The organism is Actinosynnema sp. NPDC023794 (assembly GCF_040639675.1).
In the GTDB taxonomy this organism is placed as follows: Bacteria; Actinomycetota; Actinomycetes; order Mycobacteriales; family Pseudonocardiaceae; genus Actinosynnema; species Actinosynnema luteola.
On sequence record NZ_JBFAFR010000035.1, the window covers coordinates 54,225 to 75,656 of the forward strand.

At 70.6% G+C, this 21,432-nt stretch carries 10 protein-coding genes and 1 pseudogene; 4 read left to right on the top strand and 7 right to left on the bottom strand.

All coding sequences use genetic code 11. The annotated features are described in order from the left end of the window. Window positions 1–229 precede the first annotated feature (229 nt). Both AB0H12_RS39145 and AB0H12_RS39150 read left to right on the top strand, forming a co-directional pair. Window positions 230–394 (top strand): hypothetical protein, encoded by a 165-nt coding sequence (locus AB0H12_RS39145; protein WP_499630058.1) that lies wholly within the window; start codon window positions 230–232, stop codon window positions 392–394. A gap of 608 nt (window positions 395–1,002) precedes the next feature. Next, a pseudogene (locus AB0H12_RS39150) lies at window positions 1,003–1,507 on the top strand (cation:proton antiporter); the annotation flags it as partial. A 21-nt stretch (window positions 1,508–1,528) separates the two neighbouring features. Here the strand turns inward: AB0H12_RS39150 and AB0H12_RS39155 are convergent. The 5 genes from AB0H12_RS39155 to AB0H12_RS39175 form a co-directional block, all read right to left on the bottom strand. Then, on the bottom strand, window positions 1,529–2,569 hold the full coding sequence (locus AB0H12_RS39155) for a calcium:cation antiporter (protein ID WP_499630101.1): 1,041 nt from the start codon (window positions 2,567–2,569) through the stop codon (window positions 1,529–1,531). Window positions 2,570–3,372: 803 nt separating this feature from the next. Next, window positions 3,373–4,041 carry a transposase gene (locus tag AB0H12_RS39160; protein WP_499630060.1) on the bottom strand — a complete coding sequence of 223 codons (669 nt, stop codon included), beginning with the start codon at window positions 4,039–4,041 and terminating at the stop codon, window positions 3,373–3,375. A 343-nt stretch (window positions 4,042–4,384) separates the two neighbouring features. Next, entirely contained in the window at window positions 4,385–5,290 is a 906-nt protein-coding gene (locus AB0H12_RS39165; protein ID WP_499630062.1) for a class I SAM-dependent methyltransferase, read from the bottom strand. Window positions 5,291–5,529: 239 nt separating this feature from the next. Then, entirely contained in the window at window positions 5,530–7,833 is a 2,304-nt protein-coding gene (katG, locus tag AB0H12_RS39170) for a catalase/peroxidase HPI (protein WP_499630064.1), read from the bottom strand. Next, window positions 7,808–8,257 (bottom strand): Fur family transcriptional regulator, encoded by a 450-nt coding sequence (locus tag AB0H12_RS39175; RefSeq protein WP_499630066.1) that lies wholly within the window; start codon window positions 8,255–8,257, stop codon window positions 7,808–7,810. The genes katG and AB0H12_RS39175 overlap by 26 nt, the downstream gene beginning before the upstream one ends. Window positions 8,258–8,637: 380 nt before the next feature. Here AB0H12_RS39175 and AB0H12_RS39180 point away from each other — a divergent pair, with 380 nt between their 5' ends. Continuing rightward, window positions 8,638–11,469: a LamG domain-containing protein gene (locus AB0H12_RS39180; RefSeq protein WP_499630068.1), complete on the top strand. Its 2,832-nt coding sequence runs from the start codon at window positions 8,638–8,640 to the stop codon at window positions 11,467–11,469. Window positions 11,470–11,490: 21 nt separating this feature from the next. After that, a complete protein-coding gene (locus tag AB0H12_RS39185) occupies window positions 11,491–17,670 on the top strand; it encodes an RHS repeat domain-containing protein (RefSeq protein WP_499630070.1) in 6,180 nt (2,059 codons plus the stop codon). 168 nt (window positions 17,671–17,838) lie between these two features. On the opposite strand, the gene AB0H12_RS39190 is transcribed toward AB0H12_RS39185, so the two are convergent. Beyond that, the gene (locus AB0H12_RS39190) at window positions 17,839–20,853 is read right to left on the bottom strand and encodes an AfsR/SARP family transcriptional regulator (protein WP_499630072.1); all 3,015 of its coding nucleotides are present in this window, start codon (window positions 20,851–20,853) and stop codon (window positions 17,839–17,841) included. 59 nt (window positions 20,854–20,912) lie between these two features. Further along, window positions 20,913–21,419, bottom strand: coding sequence for an IS3 family transposase (locus AB0H12_RS39195; protein WP_499630074.1), 507 nt, complete (start codon window positions 21,417–21,419; stop codon window positions 20,913–20,915). Window positions 21,420–21,432: the final 13 nt, after the last annotated feature.

Sequence of the window (21,432 nt, forward strand, 5' to 3'; positions counted from 1 at the left end):
GCGCCCCCGCTCGCGTGAACCGGTGAACCGGTGAACCGGTGAGCCGGACCTGAACCGCTCCGACAAGCCTGTCGCGCACGCCCCCGGCCGGGGACGGCGTGGTGGACCGCTTGTGGGGCCTTGACGTCGTGTTCTTCTCCTGTGCCGGGTACGTCACGTGCCGACGCCAGAGTGGCGGTGGTCGGCGGTGGGTGCCGGGCATGACCGCAACTTCCGTGAGGACCCGTACATGTATGTTGTCGTGCTCGCTCTGCTCGCCGTCGCGGTCTTGGCCGCGGGTGGCCTGATGGTGAGGATGTTCGTGAAGGACGAACCGTTGTACGGCGCTGTGGCGCTCGGTGTCCTGACCGGCCCGGGTAGCTTGCTGGCGCTCGCGCACATGGCCGTGGCCTAGCGCCAGGGTGCCCCGGTGGCGTTGTCGTTCCGGCAACGCCACCGGCTCGACAAGCCAGTGTGGCGGTCGTCCGGACGACGCGACGGACCGACCGGACGGCCGCCGAGTGCGGCAAGGTCCTGGGACGCCTGCCTGATTCGGAAGCCGGATCGCCAGAACCGCGGGTCTTGCCGGCGGTGCCACTTCGCGGTCAGCCTCGTGGTCGTCGGCGTCGACGGGTTGGCCGCGGTGTGGGAGGTCATGGGCGCGACGGTGAGGTCGGGTGCGCGTGGTTGTTGCTGTCGGTCCGGTCGGCGTGAGGCTCTCGGTCGTCATTGTCGGGTGTTGGTACGTGGATCGTGGTCGGCGGCAGCTGTGAGGTGCTCGTTTCGGCTTGGGCGGCGTCGGCGACCGCTGCTGCTGCCGCCCAGGCGCGTGCTCGGCTGCACGGTCTGCGAGATCGTCGGAGGCGGCGGTGTGACGGGTGGCAGGGGACTTGGGCAGGGTTTCGGCGAAAGCGCGTGACACGCTGTTCAGCGCGGTGGCGACTTCGCTGGGGATGACGAAGAAGGTGTTGCCGGGGCCTTCGGCGAGTTTGGGGAGGGTCTGGAGGTATTGGTAGGCGAGCAGTTCGGGGTCAGGCACTGCTGGTCGCCGGAATCGCTTCCCGGCTCCAGGTCTCTCCGCCGCGGTCGCGCGTTCCTGCTCGGCATCGCGATCTCCGGGTCCACCGCGGAGAACGCCACCAAGATGCTCGAACCCGTGCGCGACCTGTTCGCCGCGATGCTCTTCGTCGTGTTCGGCCTGAACACCGACCCCGCCACCATTCCTCCGGTCCTGGGCGTCGCCGTCCTGCTGGCACTGGTCGCCACCCTGAGCAAGATCGCCACCGGCTGGTGGGCCGCCAAACGCCAGGGCATCGCGCCAATGGGCCGTGCCGGTGCAGGCGCGGCCCTGGTCGCACGCGGCGAGTTCTCCATTGTCATCGCCGGACTCGCCGTCAGCGCCGGCGCGGTCGACGACCAGCTCGCCTCCCTGGCCACCGCCTACGTCCTGCTCATGGCCGTCCTCGGCCCGCTCACGGCCAGGCTCGCGACTGTGGCGGCCGAGATCAACCGCCTCTCACCGCGATAGCGAACAGACGATCGATCCAGGTCAGGGAATGGCGGCGAGGAGGAGGAACGCGCCGAGCAGGATGAGGTGGACGATTCCTTGCAGTCGGGTGGCGCGACCGGGGACGACGGTCAGGGTCGCGACGACGATGGTGATCGCGAGCAGGACGATCTGGTTCGCGCCGAGGCCGAGCTGCAGAGGGCCGGGGAGCCAGACCGTGATGAGCGCGATGACGGGGATGGTCAGGCCGATGCTGGCCATGCCGGAGCCCAGGGCGAGGTTGAGGCTGACCTGGATGCGGTTGCGGCGGGCGGCGTTGGCCGCGGCGAGGGTCTCGGGCAGCAGCACCAGCAGGGCGATGACCACGCCGACGAACGCGTGCGGCAGGCCGAACCCGGCGACGGTTGCCTCGATCGCGGGGGACAGCACCTTGGCCAGGCCGACGACCGCGACGAGCGCGACGAGCAGCAGCACCACGCTCGTGACGGCCGCGCGGTTGGTGGGCGGGTCGGCGTGGTCGTCGCCGTCGGCGTCGTTGACGACCACGCCGTCGCTGGTGACGGGCAGGAAGAAGTCGCGGTGGCGCACGGTCTGGGTGCTGACGAACGCGGCGTAGAGGACGAGCGACGCCGCAGCGACGAACGTCAGCTGCGTCGGGGAGAACTCGGGCCCGGACCGGGCGGTGGTGAACGTCGGCAGCACGAGGCAGACGACAGCCAGGGTGGCGACGGTGGACAGGGCCGCGCCGGTGCCCTCGGCGTTGAACACGGCGAGCCGGAACTTCGTGGCGCCGATCACCAACGACAGGCCCAGGATCCCGTTGCAGGTGATCATCACGGCGGCGAAGACGGTGTCACGGGCCAGTGAGGCGGCACCGGTCCCGCCCGCGATCATCAAGGTCACGATCAGGCCGACTTCGATGACCGTGACGGCGACGGCCAGCAGCAGCGACCCGAACGGCTCCCCGACGCGATGCGCGACCACTTCGGCGTGGTGCACCGCGGCCAGCACCGAGGCCCCCAGGACTAGGGCGACGACCACGAGCAGCAGCGAGGGCACGTCGCGGCCCCAGGAGGCGGCCATCACCGCCACGGCGACCAGCGGCGCCACGAACCGCCAGTCCGTGAAGAACCGGCTTCGACGCGCCGGCGTCGTCGCGGCGGCTTCCGCCTCGATGGGGTCGGTTCGCTCGGGCCCGCTCATGCCGATGCCCGGGTGGGGACGCGGTCGAAGCAGCCGTGCACCGTCGAAAGCGACACCACGAACAGGTCGGGCTCCGTGCTCACGTCGTGCGGCTGCTGCGCCAGCCCCACGACGTCCGGGGCTTGGTTCGCGGTTGACGCTAGCGCATATACGACGATCATGTGTTCAGAATATCCGACTCAGGCGGTTCCCGACGTAGATGGCCGATGCAGAATCCCGACGCGGTAGCCGGTCTGCCCTGTCCACTCCCGACTGCGTCGAAAGTGTTGCCGGAGAACGCAATCTTGAACGGCAACGCGCCGACTGCCGCCGCTACCTGCAGCCGCGAGGCGACGCCCCCGCGGCCGGCGACTCCGACACCACTTGTGGCCTGGCTGCCCCACACCGGATCGGGTGATGGATGCCATGACGCTCCGGATCGAGGGAAGGCGCTCAGACGTTAGCGTTCGGTCTGCACAGTCGGGATGGTCACGGTCGACGGGACGCTCACCGGCCCCACGTGGGTATAGGAAAACCCCACAGAGCTGGTCCACTATGCTGGAACCAACCCCATGGGACAACAATGTGTCCGAGGGCTTGTTGAACCCCCAAATGTGGGCTTCAGTCCATCTCGGACACCCCCACGGTGCCGCATAAGTCATGCATAGCAACAACATCTGCCCACTGTCCAGGTGGGCCACAGCTCACTTCCCTACCGCTTTTGGAGGGGTTTGACAACGGTTCTTCACGCTCTGTCCACAGTGGCGTCGCGTCCGATGAAGATGCTGCGAGAAGTCGGACGTCGGTTGAGTATTTCTGCACTTTGCGGTTCGCGTCGTGGGGTCGTGATCGCCTTTGCAGCCTTGATGCTCGGCCGGCTGATGGCGCCAGCTGCAGGGATTATCCCGATCGGCGGACGTGACCGCGTCGACCTCGTCCGGTGCGGACCGCGGCGCATCACCCGCCGCTGTGTGGGCAACGGATCCCTTTCCCTCGGTCAGCGCCTGTTCCAGCGCGTCGAGGGTCTCCCCGGCGATCGCCAACCCCGCCGATTCGTGATGCGCCCGCACGATCGTGGAGTCCACGCCGACCGGTTCCAACCCGACCTGTCCACGGGAAGCCGCCTCGGCGATCAGCGCCTGCATCAACGTCTGGAACACCCCGGCCTCGACCCAGGCGTTGAACCGGGAGTAGGCGGTGGACCAAGGTCCGTACCGTTCGGGCACGTCACGCCAACCCGACCCGGTGAGGAACTGCCACAGAATCCCGTTGAACTGATTCCGCACCCGACGCGGCAACGGCCCGGTAGCCGCCACCGGAACGTGCGGCTCGATCAGCGCCCACTCTGCATCGGTCAGGTCGAAACGCGGCACGCACGTTTTCTACCAGCACACCACCGGGCCCACCCTAGATCTGAACTCCAAACTAGCCGGCAGCGACGGGTGTTCCGCCGCGACCACGCCTGACCGACGTCGTGGCACTGGTCGCCCAGCACGCCGAGCACGATCGTTCACCGGGCGGCTCGCCTGACGACGCCGGGAGAGGAGCGCTTCGCGCTCCTCTCCCGCTGCATCCCCTCACTGCCGCGAACCGCGCCGGCGGATCCTCGTCACGTGTGGTCAACAGCGCCATCACCTCGTCCAACCCCATGTCCGCGTCACCGCGCCCGCCCGTTGCGCGTTGGCCGGACGTCCCGGCCAGGACGGGGCCGACGTGTCACGGGGCGACGGGCTTGTCCAGGACCAGCGCCGAGTAGCGGCAGGCGGCGCCCCAGGTGAGGTGTGCGCGCACGCTCTCGTCGACACGCCGCCAGTCGTCACGGGTCAGGTCGCGCAGTCCCGGCCAGCGCAGTCGCAACGCCCGGCGGCCGGCCTCGGTGGACGTGACGCGCAGCGCGGGGCGGGCGAGCCGCATCGGGAGCCCGAGCACCGGCCGCGTCCAGTCGTGCACGGCGCGGACGGTGAAACCGGCGTCGGAGGCCTTCCCGGTGTACCGGGCCAGCGGCTCGATCTGCTCGAAATGCCACGCGGTCCGAACCATGCGGTCCGGGTCCACGTCGTCGATCGTGGTCGGGTCCGGGTCCCGCCACGTGAAGTCGACCAGCACCAGCCGCCCGCCCGGCCGCAGCAGCCGAAAGCACTCGGCCAGGAACGCCCGCCGCCCGTCCGGCCCGAAGTGGAAGGCGGCCTCCAGGCAGTGCACCCGGTCGAACGTACCGTCACCCAGCTCCACGCTGTCCGCGCTCGGTGGCGGCGCGGTGACGTCGGCGACCGCGAACCGCGTGTTCGGCCTGCTCCCGAACCGTCGGCGGGCCTCGGCGACCTGCTCGGGCTGCACGTCCAGCCCCACCGCGTCACAGCCGCTTTCGCCCAGCAGCGCGGTGGACAGGCCGCGCCCGCAGCACGCGTCGAGCACCCGGTGCCCCGGCTGTGCGTCCAGCAGCGCCAGCGACCGCCGCAGCAACCTGCGCTGGAACCACCCGACCCCGCTCACGAGCAGCGGCAACGTCGGCACGGTGAAGTGGCCGACGTTGACCAGGTCACCCCAGCCGACGTGCCGCAGCACGCGGAACAGCACGTTGGCGTCGCTGTAGGAGTCGGCGATGTGCCACTCGTCGGTCATGGCGGTGTGCTCCCTCTGGGGTGATCTGTTTCGACGGACGATCAAGGGAGGATCACCCCGCCGTCGAACGGGGCAAGCGCACGATGTCTTCACCGCTCGCAGCCTGGGACCGTGGACACCGTCGCCACGACATGGCCGGCCGGGCGCCGCCCCGCACCGCGCGAGTGCCACCGGTCCTGCGCAAGGGGCGAGCCCGGCCGATCACCGTGTGATCGGCCGGGCTCGTCGGTGGAGCCGGATCAGACGAGGTCGAACCGGTCGAGCTCCATGACCTTGGTCCAGGCCGCGACGAAGTCCGCGACGAACTTCTCGCGGGCGTCCTCGCTGGCGTAGACCTCCGAGAGGGCCCGCAGCTGGGAGTTGGAGCCGAAGACGAGGTCGACCGACGTGGCGGTCCACTTCAGCTCGTCGGTGGCCGCGTCCCGGATCTCGTACACGTGCTCCTCGGACTCCGACGCCTTCCACCGGGTGCCCGGCGACAGCAGGTTGGTGAAGAAGTCGTTGGTGAGCACGCCGGGTCGGTCGGTGAAGACGCCGTGCCGGGTGCCGTTGAAGTTCGTCCCGAGAGAACGCAGGCCGCCAATGAGGACGGTCATCTCCGGCGCCGTCAGGTCGAGCATGTAGGCGCGGTCGACGAGCAGCACCTCCGGCTGGAGCTTCTCGCCGGAACGCACGTAGTTGCGGAACCCGTCGGCGCGCGGCTCCAGGAACTGGAACGACTCGACGTCGGTCCGCTCCTGGTCTGCGTCGGTGCGGCCCGGGCGGAACGGTACGGTCACGTCGAAGCCGGCGTCGCGCGCCGCCCTCTCGACCGCGGCCGAGCCGGCCAGCACGATCAAGTCGGCGAGGGAGATCTTCGCGCCGCCCGCCTCGTTGAACTCCCGCTGGACGCCCTCGAGGACCTCCAGCACCTTCTCGAGCTGCCCGGGCTGGTTGACCTCCCAGTTGCGCTGGGGCTCGAGGCGGATGCGGGCGCCGTTCGCGCCGCCGCGCTTGTCCGTGGCACGGAAGGTCGCGGCGGAGGCCCAGGCGGTGGTGACCAGCTCGGCGGTCGTGAGGCCGGAGTCGAGGACCTTGGCCTTGAGGGCGGCGATGTCCGCGTCGCCCACGAGTTCGTGGTCGACGGCCGGCACCGGGTCCTGCCACAGCTGCGCCTCGGGGACCCACGGCCCCAGGAAACGGCTGATCGGACCCATGTCGCGGTGCAGCAGCTTGTACCAGGCCTTGGCGAACGCCAGGGCGAACTCGTCGGGGTGCTCCAGGAAGCGGCGGGAGATCTTCTCGTACGCCGGATCCACGCGCAGCGACAGGTCAGTCGTGAGCATGGTCGGCTTGTGCTTCTTCGACGGGTCGTGCGCGTCGGGGATGATCGCCTCGGCGTCCTTGGCGACCCACTGCTTGGCGCCGCCAGGGCTCGTGGTGAGCTCCCACTCGTAGCCGAAGAGGATCTCGAAGAAGCGGTTGCTCCACTGCGTCGGCTTGTCGGTCCACGTCACCTCGAGACCGCTGGTGATCGTGTCCGCGCCCTTGCCGCTGCCGTGGGTGCTCAGCCAGCCGAGGCCCTGCGCCTCCAGCGGTGCGCCCTCGGGCTCCGGACCCACGTGGTCGTCGGCCACGCCGGCGCCGTGGGTCTTGCCGAAGGTGTGACCGCCGGCGATGAGGGCGACGGTCTCTTCGTCATTCATCGCCATCCGGCCGAAGGTCTCCCGGATGAAGTGCGCCGCCGCCAAGGGGTCCGCGTTGCCGCGAGGGCCCTCGGGGTTGACGTAGATGAGACCCATCTCGGTCGCGCCGACCTCGGGCGCCATGTCGGTCTCGCTGACGTAGCGCTCGTCACCCAGCCAGGCGTCCTCCGGGCCCCAGAAGATCTCCTCCGGCTCCCAGACGTCCTCGCGGCCGAAGCCGAAGCCGAAGGTCTTGAAGCCCATCGACTCCAGGGCGACGTTGCCGGCGAGGACCAGCAGGTCCGCCCAGGAGACCGTCTGGCCGTACTTCTGCTTGACCGGCCACAGCAGACGACGCGCCTTGTCCAGGTTGGCGTTGTCGGGCCAGCTGTTCAGCGGCGCGAAGCGCTGCCCGCCGTCGCCCGCGCCACCGCGGCCGTCGTGGGTGCGGTAGGTGCCGGCAGCGTGCCAGCTCAGCCGGATCATCAGGCCGCCGTAGTGGCCGAAGTCGGCGGGCCACCAGCTCTGCGAGGTCGTGAGCACCTCGACGATGTCGCGCTTGAGGGCCTCGACGTCGAGCTTGGCGAACTCCTGGGCGTAGCTGAAGTCCGCGCCCAGCGGGTTGCCCTTGGACGAGTGCGCGTGCAGCACCGAGAGGTCCAGCTGGTTGGGCCACCAGTCGCGGTTCGTGCGCGGACGGCCGCCGGTCTTCGGGGTCGGTGAGTCGATCGCGGGGTTCTCGCTTTCGCTCCCGTGCGCGGTCACGGAGTCGTGCGCGATCGGGCAACCGACCGCGGCCTTCTGGTCCACGCCCTGTGCGCTTGAGGGGGGCGTCTTCCCGAGGTCGCTCAATCTACTTCCTTCCAGCGGGCGGATCATTGGCGGTGTTCCGAGTCGCGCAGTCGGGGCAGGTGCCCCAAAAGACGACCTCGGCCTCGTCGACGACGTAGCCGCCGTCGTCCGAGGCGGTGAGACAGGGGCTGTGGCCGACGGCGCAGTCGACGTCCGCGATCGCACCACAGGAACGGCACACGACGTGGTGGTGGTTGTCGCCCACCCGGGACTCGTAGCGGGCCGTCGCGCCGGCGGGCTGGATGCGCCGCACCAGGCCGCTGTCGGTCAACGCCCGCAACACGTCGTAAACGGCCTGGTGGGAGACCGTCGGCAGGTCAGCCCGGACCAACGTGATCACCGTCTCGGTGTCGACGTGCGGGTGGTCGCGCAACGCGGCGAGCACGGCCAGTCGGGGCCGGGTCACACGCAGCGAAACCGCCCGCAACTGCGCCTCGAAGTCGGATGTCACGCGGCAACCTTAGGCGGCTTGTCTGGAACGAATCAAAATAGCCTTCGTCACACCGCATCGGTCGCACTCCGCGTAACTCCTTGGCTACGCACGGTCTCGTGCGCAAAGCGTCATTCACAAAGCACGGACGGTGCGGGAGGTGAGCACGTCGAATCGGGCGATGATCAACGAGACGGCGACGGCCGGAATGGCCAGGTCGTCCGGCGGAACCAACACCACATTGCAGCGGTGCCCTGGTAGGAGACCGATTCGGGCCGCAGGCCGATTAGCGGCCGTGACTCCCATCCGTCAACGCCTGCGCACGTTGCGTGTTGTACCGCGGCGATGCGGGTGACGCCTACCGTCCCACCCGCATCCACGGGACGAGCAGGAGGACGGCCGTGCGCAGACGTTCTGGCAGACCACCGTTGCGAAGACATCCGTTCAGGCACTCGGGCGGTGGGCGGTGGCGGGTGTTCGCCGTCGCCGTTGTCGCGGGCCTGGTCACGACCTCGGTCGTGCCGACACCCGTCGCGGCCGCGAATCCGTCGGCCGGTGGTCCGGCTCCGACCGCCATGCGCACCGCGGTGACGGCGATGGCCGCCGCACGTGCGTACGGTGTCGCGGTCGAGGACATCTCGGCCCGCACCGAGGCGTCCCGGGTGTTCGCCGACCCCGCCGGGTCGTGGACGATGGAGTCGTTCGTGACGCCGCGGTGGGTCCGTCGTGGCGACGGGACCTGGGTGGACGTCGACACCACGCTGGTCCGGCTGGGCGACGGGTCGCCTGCGCCCCGGGCGAGCGCCGCGGACGTGCGGTTCTCCGCCGGCGGTGCCGGTCCGCTGGTGTCCCTGCGTCACGCCGGGCATACCTTCACCTTGTCGTGGCCCGGCTCCCTGCCCGCGCCGGCGGTCCATGGTTCCTCCGCCACGTACCCCGACGTCGTGCCCGGCGTCGACCTGGTGGTCCGGGCGACGCACCGGGGGTTCTCGCACGTGCTGGTGGTCAAGTCACGGCAGGCGGCGGCCGACCCGGTGGTGCGCAACCCGCGGTTCCGCGTGGGCGGGGACGTCACGATGTCCGGCACGCCCGAGGGCGGGCTGCGGGTGACGGCCGGATCGACGGTCGTCGCCTCCGCGGGCGAGGCGGTGATGTGGGACTCCGGTTCCGGCGCAGCGGGGCGGTCCGCCGTGAGCACCTCGACCGCGGCGGCCCCGGCCGAGGGCGCACGCCAGGAGGTGATCCCCGCGTGGGCGGGTGGGGGTGAACTGGCCCTGACCCCCGACAGCGGCTTGCTGGACGACCCGTCGGCGCGGTTCCCGATCTACATCGACCCCGATTTCGCCGCCGGACCACCGCAGGGCTGGGCCTATGCCACGTCCAACAACACCGGCTCGCCGACCACCGACAACGACGTCGACTCCGGGGACACGCCAGGCGTGAACCTCAGGGTCGGGCGCGACCAGGAGACCGGCAAGCTGGTCCGCAGCTTCCTCGAGTTCCCGATGTCCGCCGGGAACCACGACCTGCGCGGCAAGCACATCCTCTCGGCCCGGTTCGCCGGCCGGGTCGACCACTCCAGCCAGTGCGGCTACGGCACGCCCACCTACTTCTACCGGACCGCCGGTATCTCGGCCTGGCCTCGGCAGTCCTGGCCAGGACCGCAGTTGCAGGTGGCGATCGGCGAGTTCTGGTCCCAGGCCAACGAGGTCTCCTGCAACGAGGGGAACGCCTACATCGAGCTGATCGACAACGCCTTGCTCGCAGACCTGCAAACCGCCGCGTGGGGCCAGTGGAACACCTACAACATCGGCATGGCCGCGATCGACCCGAGCGGCGCGGGCGAGAGCACCGGCAACCGCTGGAAGCGCTACTTCCTCGACGACTTCCGGCTGAGCGCCACCTACAACAGCAGCCCGAACCGGCCCTCCGATCCGCAGACCGACGGCCAACCCTGCGCCCGGGGTTCCGCCCGGACGTTGCTGGGCACGGCGACACCCACGCTCAGCGCGCTGGTGACCGACCCGGACCCGGAGACCGACATGACCCTGCACGTCGACTGGCACACCCTCCCACTCGGTGGCGAGCCCGTGTTCCCGAAGCTGGGGAAGTTGACGCAGGGTTCGCTGGCGAAGAACACCAGCGGGCAGGTCACGCTGCCACCGCTGGCTCCGGGGACCTACGCCTGGCGGACGCACGCCGACGACGGCACCGACTGGGCTCCCGACTACGGCCCGTGGTGCGAGTTCACTATCGACACCGTGGCGCCCAACGTGCCCGGTGTGTCCTCCCCGGTGTACAAAGAGTACGGCGACTTCCACGGTTCGATCGGGCACACGGCCGACTTCACGTTCACCGCCAACGGGTCGGGTGACGTGACGAAGTACCTGTACGAATGGGAGGATTCGTCGACGACCGAGGTGGCGGCTCCCAGCCCTGGCGCGAGCGTGACCATCCCGCTGACGCCGCCGCCGTTGCCCGGAGCGACCGACCCGACGCGCGGTGGATTGCTCAGGCTGTTCGTGCGCAGCGTCGACCACGTCCAGAACCGGAGTCCGATCAGGACGTACAGCTTCAACGTCGGATCGGCGTCCAGCCCGGTGGGGGAGTGGCCGCTGAACGAGACGTCCGGCACCACCCTGTACGACAACTCCGGGTACGAGCACCACGCGACGCTGTCCGGCGGCACCCTCGCGACACCGGGCCCCAGACCGGGTGAGACGGCGGTGTCCTTCGACGGGGTCGACGACCACGCCGCCACGGACGCCCCCGTGGTCGACACCAACAACAGCTTCACCGTCGCCGCCTGGGTGAAGCTGGCCGACGCGACGCAGCCCGTCCAGACCGCGGTCAGCCAGCTCGGCGTGCACAACTGCGCGTTCTACCTGCAAAAGGCGGACAACACCTGGGCGTTCTCCGTGCAGCCGCTCGACGACACCAAGCCGAGCGGGCTGCGGGTCCGCTCCTCCTCGGCACCGCAGGTCGGGGCGTGGACGCACCTGACCGGTGTGTACGACCGGGGCAAGAAGTCCGTGCAGCTCTACGTCAACGGTTCGCCGGCGGGGTCGGCGGCTTGGAGCGGCCGGCCGTTCCAGGCCGCGGGTCCGCTGTGGATCGGGCAGGCGCGGTGGATCGACCAGACGGTGGACCGGTTCGCCGGCGCCGTCGCCGGCGTGCGGGTGTGGGACCGGGTCCTGCACCCCACCGAGATCACCCGACTGGCAACCCGCTGACCTCCGGGGGAGGACGACGACATGTCCGCAAGACGCACGCGCCCGTACCGGTGGCTCGCCACCTCACTCGTTCCGTCGCTCATCGCACCGCTGCTGCTCGGTGGCCCGCCCGCGTCCGCCGCGGAGCCGCAACGCCTGCGGCCGCAGGCGGAACGGGTCGTGCTGGGGACGATCGCACCGCCGGCCTTCGACTCGGTCGCCCAGACCGGCAAGCCGTACCTGGGGCGGCCGCCGGCGTGGCCGGCCGCGGGGGAAGCGGTCGTCGACCTGTCGGCCGGTACCGCATCACGGGCCGGTGGCCTGCCGGTCACCGTGGACCGCGGCCGGGGCGTGGACGGCCGGGCCGTCTCGGGCGTCGCGGCGCCGGCCAAGGTCCGGGTCCGGGTGCTGGACCAGGGCGCCGCTCGCGCCGCCGGCGTGCGCGGGCTGGTCGTGAAGGTCGGTCGGGCCGACGGGGTGGCGGCCGCCGGGCACGCCCGCGTCACGGTCGACTACTCGGCCTTCCGGGACGCGCACGGCGCGGACTGGGCGTCCCGGCTCCGACTCGCGTGCACGGTCGACAGCCCGACCTGCGCCGCCCGACCGGTCGCCGGCAGCCTGGCCGCGGGGGCCGTGACGGCCGACGTCGTCCTCGGTGCGCAGGGTGAGCAGACGTTGGCCGTCACCGCGGCGCCGTCGGGACCGGCGGGCGACTACGCGGCGACCTCGCTGCAACCCTCGGCCACCTGGACCGCGGGCGGGTCCTCCGGCGACTTCACCTGGAGCTACCCGGTGCGGGTGCCGCCCGCGGTCGGCGGTGCGGCCCCGCAGGTCTCGTTCGGGTACTCGGCCCAGTCGGTGGACGGGCGGATGGCCGCGTCCAACAACCAGCCGTCCTGGCTGGGGGAGGGGTTCGACTGGTCACCCGGGTTCATCGAGCGCAGGTACAAGCCGTGCGCCGAGGACATGGCGGGCGGCAACAACTCCACCGCGACCGGTGACCAGTGCTGGGTCACCGACAACGCGACCGCGTCGTTCAACGGTCGTGGTGGCGAGCTGATCTACGAGCAGGGCAAGGGCTGGAAGCTGCGCGGCGACGACGGCTCGCGGGTCGAGCGCCGAACGGGCAGCCCCAACGGGGACGAGAACGGCGAGCACTGGGTGGTCACCACCGCCGACGGCACCCAGTACTGGTTCGGCCGCAACCGGCCGCCGGGCTGGACCGACGGCCGGGCCGAGACCAACAGCGTGCAGGTCGCGACGGTGTTCGGCAACCACGCCGGCGAGCCGTGCCACCTGCCCTCGTTCACCGCGGCGCACTGCAACCAGGGCTACCGGTGGAACCTCGACCACGTGGTCGACCCGAACGGCAACACCACCACGTACTGGTACGCCAAGGAGACCAACAAGTACGCCCGCAACAACAACCCGAACGACCTGGTGGAGTACGACCGATCCGCGCACCTGAGCCGGATCGACTACGGGACGCGTTCGGACACCGCGTACGGCACCGTCCCGGCGCAGGTCGTCTTCACCCCGGAACACCGGTGCCTGGCCAACTGCGGCGTGAAGGACCGCACGACCTGGCCCGACGTCCCGTTCGACCAGGAGTGCACGGCGGCGCCCTGCACCGTGGCCTCGCCGACGTTCTGGACCACCAAGCGGCTCGGCAAGGTCACGACGCGGATCTGGGACGCGGGCGCGGCCCGGCACACCGACGTGGAGTCCTGGACGCTCACCCACTCCTTCCCCGACCCCGGCGACGGAACTCGCGCCGGCCTCTGGTTGCAGAAGATCTCCCACGCCGGCCACGTCGGCGGCGACGAGTCCGTGCCCGACGTGACGTTCACCGGTGTCCAGATGCCCAACCGGGTCGACACCGCCGACCACTCACCGGCTATGAACTGGTGGCGCCTGGCGCACATCGACACCGAGACCGGTGGCAAGATCGCGATCACCTACTCCGGCCCGGACTGCGTGGCGAACACGCGGGTGCCGACCGCCCCGGAGGCCAACACGCTGCTCTGCTACCCGGTGCGCTGGACCCCGCCGGACCGGACCGGGCCGGTCACCGACTACTTCCACAAGTACGTCGTCAAGGAGGTCACCGAGAGCGACCTGACCGGCCGCGCGCCGCGCACGATCACCGGCTACCGCTATCTCGGCGATCCGGCGTGGCACTACACCGACGACGACGGCCTGGTGAAGGCCGAGAACAAGACCTGGTCGGTGTGGCGCGGCTACGGTGCCGTGCGCACCACCAGGGGCGACCCCGGCGAGCAGACCGTCACCGAAACCCACTACTTCCGCGGCATGCACGGCGACAAGCTCCCGTCGGGCACCCGCTCCGTCACCGTGCCCGCAGCGGGCGCGGCGCCCGGCGTCGCCGACGAGGACGCGTTCGCCGGCATGACCCGGCAGACGATCACCTTCAACGGCGCCGCCGAGGTCGCCGGCGAGGCGTTCGAGCCGTGGCAGTCCGCCCCGAGCGCCAGCCGGACCCTGAACGGGACCACCGTGCACGCCCGGTTCACCGGCACGCTGGCGACCCACACCCGCACCGCCCTCGACGGCGGCCGCCCGGCCCGGACCACCGCGAGCCGGGTCGCCTTCGACGCCCACGGGATGGTCATCCAGGTCGACGACCTCGGGGACACCGCGGTGACCGGCGACGAGAAGTGCGTCCGCACCACCTACGAGCCCCGCAACACCACCGCGTGGTTGCTGTCCTACCCGCACCGCGTGGAGACCCACGCCGTGCCCTGCGCCGTCAACCCGGAGACCGAGAAGGAGGTGGTGGGCGACGAGAAAACCTCCTACGACCACCAGGCGCACGGCACCGCGCCCACCAAGGGTCGGGCCACCCAGGTCGAGCAGCTGAAGACCTGGACGGCGTCGGCGCGCACCTACCTGGTGACGTCGCGGTCCACCTACGACGCGCACGGCCGCGTCAAGGAGACGTGGGACGTCAAGGGGAACCGGTCGCACACCACCTACACCCCCGAGACCGGCGGGCCGACCACCGGGACCACCTCGGTCAACGCCTTCGGCTGGGCGACGACCACGACGCTGGCGCCGGCGTGGGGCTCGGCGACCAAGGTCGTGGACCCGAACGGCCGGACCACCGAGCTGGCCTACGACCCGCTCGGCCGGCTCACCGACGTGTGGTTGCCCGGCCGGGCCCGATCCGCCACCGCGTCGATGCACTACGACCACCTCATCCGGAAGGACGGCCCGGTCGCGGTCACCACCTCCCATCTCAACCACTCCGGGAGCTACACCACCTTCCACACGCTCTACGACGGGCTGCTGCGGCACCGTCAGACCCAGTCGCCGGAGGCCGGCACGCAGGGCGGGCGAATCGTGATGGACACCTTCTACGACACCGCCGGCCGGGCGTGGAAGACCAACGACGCCTACATCGCCAACGGCGCCCCGGGCACCGACCTGTTCCTGCCGCACGGGGACAACGTCATTCCCGCCCAGGCCCAGAAGCGGTTCGACGGGGCCGGCCGGGAGACCGCGTCGATCTTCTACAAGCTCGGCGTCGAGCAGTGGCGGACCACCACCAGGTACGGCGGCGACCGGATCGACGTCGCCCCGCCCGCCGGCGGCACCGCGACCTCCACCGTCACCAACGCGCAGGGCCGGACGACGGCGCTGCGCCAGTATCACGGGCCGGCGCCGTCGGGAACCTTCGACGTCACCACCTACGGCTACACCCGCAAGGGCGAGCTGGAGACGGTGACCGACCCGGCCGGCAACCACTGGCGCCACGACTACGACCTGCGCGGTCGCAATAAGACGGTCACCGACCCGGACAAGGGAACAACCACCAACGGCTACAACGACGCCGGCGAGCTGATCTCGGTGACCGACGCCGACAGCAAGACGCTCACGTTCTCCTACGACGCCATCGGCCGCAAGACCGGGATGTACGACGGCTCGGTGGTCGAGGCCAACAAGCGGTCCGAATGGGTCTACGACACCTTGGCCAAGGGTCATCCCACCCGGTCGACCAGGATCGCGGGCGCCAACCGGTACACCCGCGAGATCACCGGCTACACCGCCGACTACCAGCCGACCGGGGTCACATACACGATCCCCGCGGCCGAGACCGGGCTCGCCGGCAGCTACACCTACGGCCACACCTACACGGTGAACGGCCTGCCGGGAACCACGACCGTTCCGGACCTCGACGGTGCCGGTGGGCTGCCCGCGGAGACCCTGACCGTCGGTTACACCGGTCTGGACAAGCCTCACACGCTGTCCACGTCCATCGACGACACCACCTACGTGGACCTCACCGCCTACACCCGCTTCGGCGAGTTGGGCGTGCTGGGCCGGCGCAACAACGGCGGCCGGATCATGGACACCGGCCTGTACTACCAGGAGGGCACCCGCCGGGCGGAGCGGATGCTCACCGTGAAGGAGATCGCCCCGTCGGCCGTCCTGGACATCAACCTCCAATACGACAACGCCGGCAACGTCACCCGGGCCGCCGACACCCCCACCGGCGGCGCCGCCGACGTCCAGTGCTTCCGGTACGACAACCTGCGCCGGCTCACCGAGGCGTGGACGCCCGGGGGCGGCGAATGCGGACCGAACCCGTCGGCGGCCGCTCTCGGTGGCGCCGCGAAGTACTGGCACACCTGGGAGTTCGACAAGGTCGGCAACCGCAAGAAGCTGGTCGAGCACGGCACGACCGCAGGCGACGCCACCACCACCTACACCTATCCCAACCCCGGCGCGGCGCAACCGCACACCCTGCGGGCCACCAGCACCACCGATGGGGCCGGCACCCGCGCCGCGGCGTACACCTACGACGACCGGGGCAACACCAGGACCCGACCCTCCGCAGCCGGAAACCAGACCCTCGACTGGGACATCGAGGGTCACCTCGCGACCAGCACCGACAGCACCGGCCCCACCCACTACCTCTACGACGCCGACGGCAACCGGCTGGTCCGCCGCGACCCGAGCGGCAGCACCCTGTACCTGCCAGGCCAGGAACTGCGCCACACCAGGAGTTCCGGCGCTCAGGTCGGCACCCGCTACTACAGCCACGCCGGCCACCCGGTCGCCACCCGCACCGCCACCGGGCTGCGGTGGCTCGCCAACGACCACCAGGGCACCACCCTCACGACCGTCCACTCGGGTTCGCAGGTGGTCGCTCAGCGCCGCCAGACGCCCTACGGCACGCTCCGCGGCGTCACCGGCGCTTGGCCGTCCACAATGGACAAAGGCTTCGTCGGCGGCACTGTTGACAACACCGGCCTCACTCACCTCGGCGCCCGTGAGTACGACCCCTCCATCGGTCGATTCCTCAGCGTGGACCCGATCATGGACGTCAAGGACCCGCAACAGATCCACGGCTTCACCTACAGCAACAACAGTCCGATCACCTTCAGCGACCCCAGCGGTCTGATCCACACGTGCGATGAGTACGGAAACACCTGCTCCGCGCCCACCACTCCAGAACCGCAGGATGAGAGCACCAGCGCATGGGGCGGCGCACCCAGCGGCACCGGGCGGGGTACCGGATGCCACGGCGGAAACAGGAGCCCTGACTGCGACACCAGCCCGTCCACCATCTCACCCAGACCGACGGTGACCTCGACCACCGAGCCCCGTCCAACCATCAACGAGATGAAGAACGACATGATCTGGAATGCGATCGTGTGCCATCGAGCCGGCCCGCAAGCAATCATCGGTGGTTGCCCCATCCAGATGGTTGGCGCTTGTTTCGGCGGGAGTGCGGCCGATGTGATGGGTGTCGGCGGCTCGCTGTGCGTTGCGATTGACTCGAAAGGTATCAGTGGATTCGTCGCCGGTGGTGGCAGTGCGGGGTTGAACCAGGGAGGGTTCTTGGGCGTCGGGATCATCGCGTCCACGGGCGACATAGACGACCAACGGTATTGGTTCGACACCGCTGAAGCAGGCGCAGGCTCGTTCGATGGCTCTGTCGCCTGGGGGACGGGACAATATGATCAACCGGTGTACACCGGCATGCTGCTTGTCGGTTTAGGCACGGGTGGTGGCGTCGCCGTCGGCAGATCCTACACCGGGATGATCCACGAAGAAGGTACCCCACGTCCGATCAGTTTCCTGCCCCGAACACGGGCAATCTGGCACGAGCCGATCATGCCGCCGTCCGCGCCGAGCGCTGGATCCACCTCCACTCTCCCGACCGGCACCTGGGGCGGTGGCGCCTTCGAATAGGGCCAACCCCGGCGCGCCGCAGCCGCACGCCCCGCGTTGCCACCAGCACCACCGACACGGCCGGTACCCGTGCGGCTGCCTACACCTACGACAGCCAGGGCAACACCAAGACCCGGCCCGCCGCGGCCGGTACCCAGACGCTCGACCGGACGTCGAGGGTGTTGCGGTTCACCCGGACGCGTTCGAGGAGTGACCGACGGAGGTCAGGTGGGCGAGAGCTCGGCGTTCCTGACCTCCCAGCCGGGACTTCCTGGCGAGGCCGAGGGCGCGGTCGGCGTGGGTGGTGGACGTTGGTCGGTCGCCGAGGTCCCGGTGGGCGGACGCCAGGCCCAGCAGGGCCTCGGCCACGTAGTAGTGGACGTCGATCTCCTCGGCGATGCGCAGCGCTTCACCGTGCATGGCGATCGCGGCGTCGTGGTGTCCGTTGAGCAGGTGGATCGAGCCGAGGCAGTTGCGGACCTCAGTCTCGACCCGGCGGTCGCGCATGCGGCTCGCGATGGTCAGGGCGGAGTAGGCGTGGTCGGCCGCGACGTCGATGCGGCCGACGTCGCGGTGGACCCGCGCCAGGGCGCACAGCGTCGCCGCCTCGTGGAACGACGCGGCGGTCCGGCGGGCCACCACCAGACCCTCGGCCAGGTGGACGGCGGCGTCGTCGAAGCGTCCGAGTTGGCGGTTGAGCTCGCCCAGGATCAGCAGGCTGTGCGCTTCCAGGCGCATGGCGTGGTGGCGGCGGGCGATGTCCAGGGCTCTGGTGGCGTGGGCCACCCCGTCGTCGAGCCGGCCGGCGATGAGCATCGTGTTGGCCAGGTGCACCGGGACGATGCCGTGCAGGAACGGCAGCCCGGTCCGCGCGTACAGGTCGGCCGCCTGTCCGAGGTGGGTGACGGCGAGGTCCGGTTCGCCCTGGTAGGACAGCACGAGGCCGATGTGCAGCCGGGCGACCGCCTCGCCGTAGGTCCAGCCGACCTCGGCGCTGGTGGTCGCCGCTCGCTCGCCGGTCTCGGCGCAGAGCCGGTACGCGGACGTGGAGTAGTGCGCGGACGTCAGGCTCACCAGCGCCGTCGCCCGCCCCAGCCGGTCGCCCTCGGCCCGTGCGGCGGCCAGCGCCGTCTCCGCGCTGGTGATCCACTCCACGACCAGCCGGGACTGGAGGTAGTAGGTCTGGAGCCGTTCGTTGAGCAGCCACGCGTAGGCGCGTGGCCCGTGCCGCTCGGCCGCGCGGATCGCCTCCGCGATGTTGTGGTGCTCGACGTCCAGCCACCGCTTCGCCGCCGCCGGCTCGGTCAGGCCGAGGCCGGGCACGTCGCCCGTGCGCCGCACCGGGTCGCGGCGGAACGGGCTGGCGGGGCGGTCCGGCCAGAGCAGGTCGGCGGCGGTCGTGACCATGTCGAGGTACCAGTCGAACAGGCGGGCACGGGCGGCCGACCGTTCGTCGACGGAGTCCTCTCGGCGGCACTGGCGCGCGGCGTAGGCGCGGAGCAGGTCGTGCAGGGCGTAGCGGTCGTCGCCACGCCTTTCGACCAGGTGGGCCCCGGTGAGCACGTCGAGGGCCGCACCGATGTCCGACTCGTCCGACTCGCCGGCCAGCGCCGCGACCGAGGCCGCCGTGAAGTCGGGCAGCGACACCAGGCCTTGCAGGCGGAAGATCCGCCGAACCGACGCGGGCAGCGCCTGGTAGGAGGAGTCGAAGGCGGCGCGGACCGCGCTGCGTTCATCGCCTTCGACCGCCAGCAGGGTCAGCGGGTCGTGCGCGCGGAGCTGGGCGACGTAGGCGGCGATGGAGTAGTCGGGTCGGTCGAGCAGGCGGGCGGCGGCAATGCGCAGTGCCAAGGGCAGCCACGCGCAGGTCGTGCCGAGTTCGACGACCGCGTCCGGCTCGTCCGCGGTTCGCTCCGGGCCGAGCAGCCGGGTCAGCAGCGCTATGCCCTCTTCGGGCTTCAGCACGTCGAGCGCGAGCCGGTGCGCGCCGTCGTGCGCGACGAGTCCGGTTAATCGGTTCCGGCTGGTGACCACCACGAGGCAGTGCGGGTCGCCGGGCAGCATGGGCCGCACCTGGTCGGCGGTCACGGCGTCGTCCAGCACGATGAGCAGTCGGCGACCGGCGGTCGCGGACCGGTAGCGCGCCGCCGCCTCCGCGGGGTCGGTCGGTATCCGGTCCGGTGGCACGCCGAGGGTCCGCAGCAGGATCGACAACCCGTCGACGGGACGCATGGGGGTACCGGAACCGTGGCCGCGGAGGTCGAGGTGCAGCTGCCCGCCGGGGAAGCGATCCGCGACCCGGTGGCCCCAGTGCACAGCCAGCGCGCTCTTCCCCGCCCCGGCCGTACCCGTGATGACCACCACCGCATCGGGGGAGGTGCTCAACGCGTCCAACCGCCCCAGTGCCTGCCCGCGGCCGGTGAAGCCGCGCACGTCGGGTGGCAACTCGTGCGGCGTCGCCATGGACGGGTGCGGGTCGTCGCCGCGCAGGATCGCCTCGTGCAGCCGTTGCAGTTCGTGGCCGGGTTCGAGGCCGAGCTCGTCGCGCAGGGACAAGCGGGTGCGGCGGAACGCCGCCAGCGCCTCGGCCTGCCGCCCACCGAGCTGCAACGCCCGCATCCACCGTGCGCACAGACCTTCGCGGAACGGGTGGTCCCGCACCGGCCCGGCCAGCTCGGCCGCGACGAGGTCGTGCCGCCCGGCCGCCAGCTCGGCATCGGCCCACCGCTCCCAGACGCCCAGCCGCAACTGCTCCAGGCTCGTCGCCTCCGACGCCACCGCCGGGCAGTCGACGAACTCCGCGAACGCGGGCCCGCGCCACAGGTCCAGCCCGGCCCGCAGCGCCCGCCCGGCCCGCTCGACCTCGCCGCACGCCAGTGCCGCCTCCCCTTCGGCTGCGAGTCGGCGGAAGCGCGCAGCGTCGAGGTGTTCGCCGACCGCGGCGACGTAGCCGTTGTCCTGCCGGGCAAGGAGCTCGCCGCCCAACGCGTCGCGCAGCTGCATGATGTATTGCTGGACGTTGCGCCGGGCCGAAGCCGGCGGACGGTCACCCCACACGGAGGTGATCAGCTCTTCGGTCGCGACGACCCGGTTCGCGTGCGCGAGCAGCACCGCCAGCACGAGGCGCGGCTTGTGCCCCGAGCGGACGTAGACCGGAACGCCGTCCTGGACGGCTTCCAACCTCCCCAGAACGCGGATGTCCATCACACCCCCCGTGAATCACAGCCCCTCAGAATCCGAAGCCGGTCGCACGCTGTCAAGGGTCACCGAAGTCCCGCTACTGATCTTGGATGGAACGGTAGGACGACGGGACGGGTGGTTGAGTATTGCGCGGCGTCTGTGCAGACGTCGGGCTCGACGCCGCGCCGTGTAGTGACGGCGTGTCCTCCAACGGAGCCGGTTGCGGTCGCCCGCATCCGATGTCGGCGGGTGTTGTACCAGCCTTCGACGTATTCGAGGATCGCCTTGTGCGCCCTGGTCCTGGTGGGCCAGGGCTGTCGGTCGAGCAGTTCGGTCTTGATGGTGGCGAAGAACGACTCGGGCGACGGCAGCATCGTGACCGACATGATCGAGCGGTTGCGCTTGGTGGTGCACGACTGCACGACGGCGTGGCTGGTCAAGGCCGAGGGCTGCGATCCGGCCGCCCCTGAAGAGCGGGCCGCTTCGATCACCCGGCGGGTGATCGCGTTCCACCTCACCGAACTGCTCCAGGCCGCGTCGCGACCACCCACCGGGTTGGCTACGGCGCGATGTAGCTCGAACGCCTGCACGCCGAGGCCGTCG

What these genes read in the sequence shown, in the direction of transcription:
- AB0H12_RS39145 (WP_499630058.1), top strand. Translation starts at nt 230, where the DNA reads ATGTATGTTGTCGTGCTCGCTCTGCTCGCCGTCGCGGTCTTGGCCGCG.
- AB0H12_RS39155 (WP_499630101.1), bottom strand. Translation starts at nt 2,569, where the DNA reads ATGGCCGCCTCCTGGGGCCGCGACGTGCCCTCGCTGCTGCTCGTGGTC.
- AB0H12_RS39165 (WP_499630062.1), bottom strand. Translation starts at nt 5,290, where the DNA reads ATGACCGACGAGTGGCACATCGCCGACTCCTACAGCGACGCCAACGTG.
- katG (WP_499630064.1), bottom strand. Translation starts at nt 7,833, where the DNA reads ATGATCCGCCCGCTGGAAGGAAGTAGATTGAGCGACCTCGGGAAGACG.
- AB0H12_RS39185 (WP_499630070.1), top strand. Translation starts at nt 11,491, where the DNA reads ATGTCCGCAAGACGCACGCGCCCGTACCGGTGGCTCGCCACCTCACTC.
- AB0H12_RS39190 (WP_499630072.1), bottom strand. Translation starts at nt 20,853, where the DNA reads ATGGACATCCGCGTTCTGGGGAGGTTGGAAGCCGTCCAGGACGGCGTT.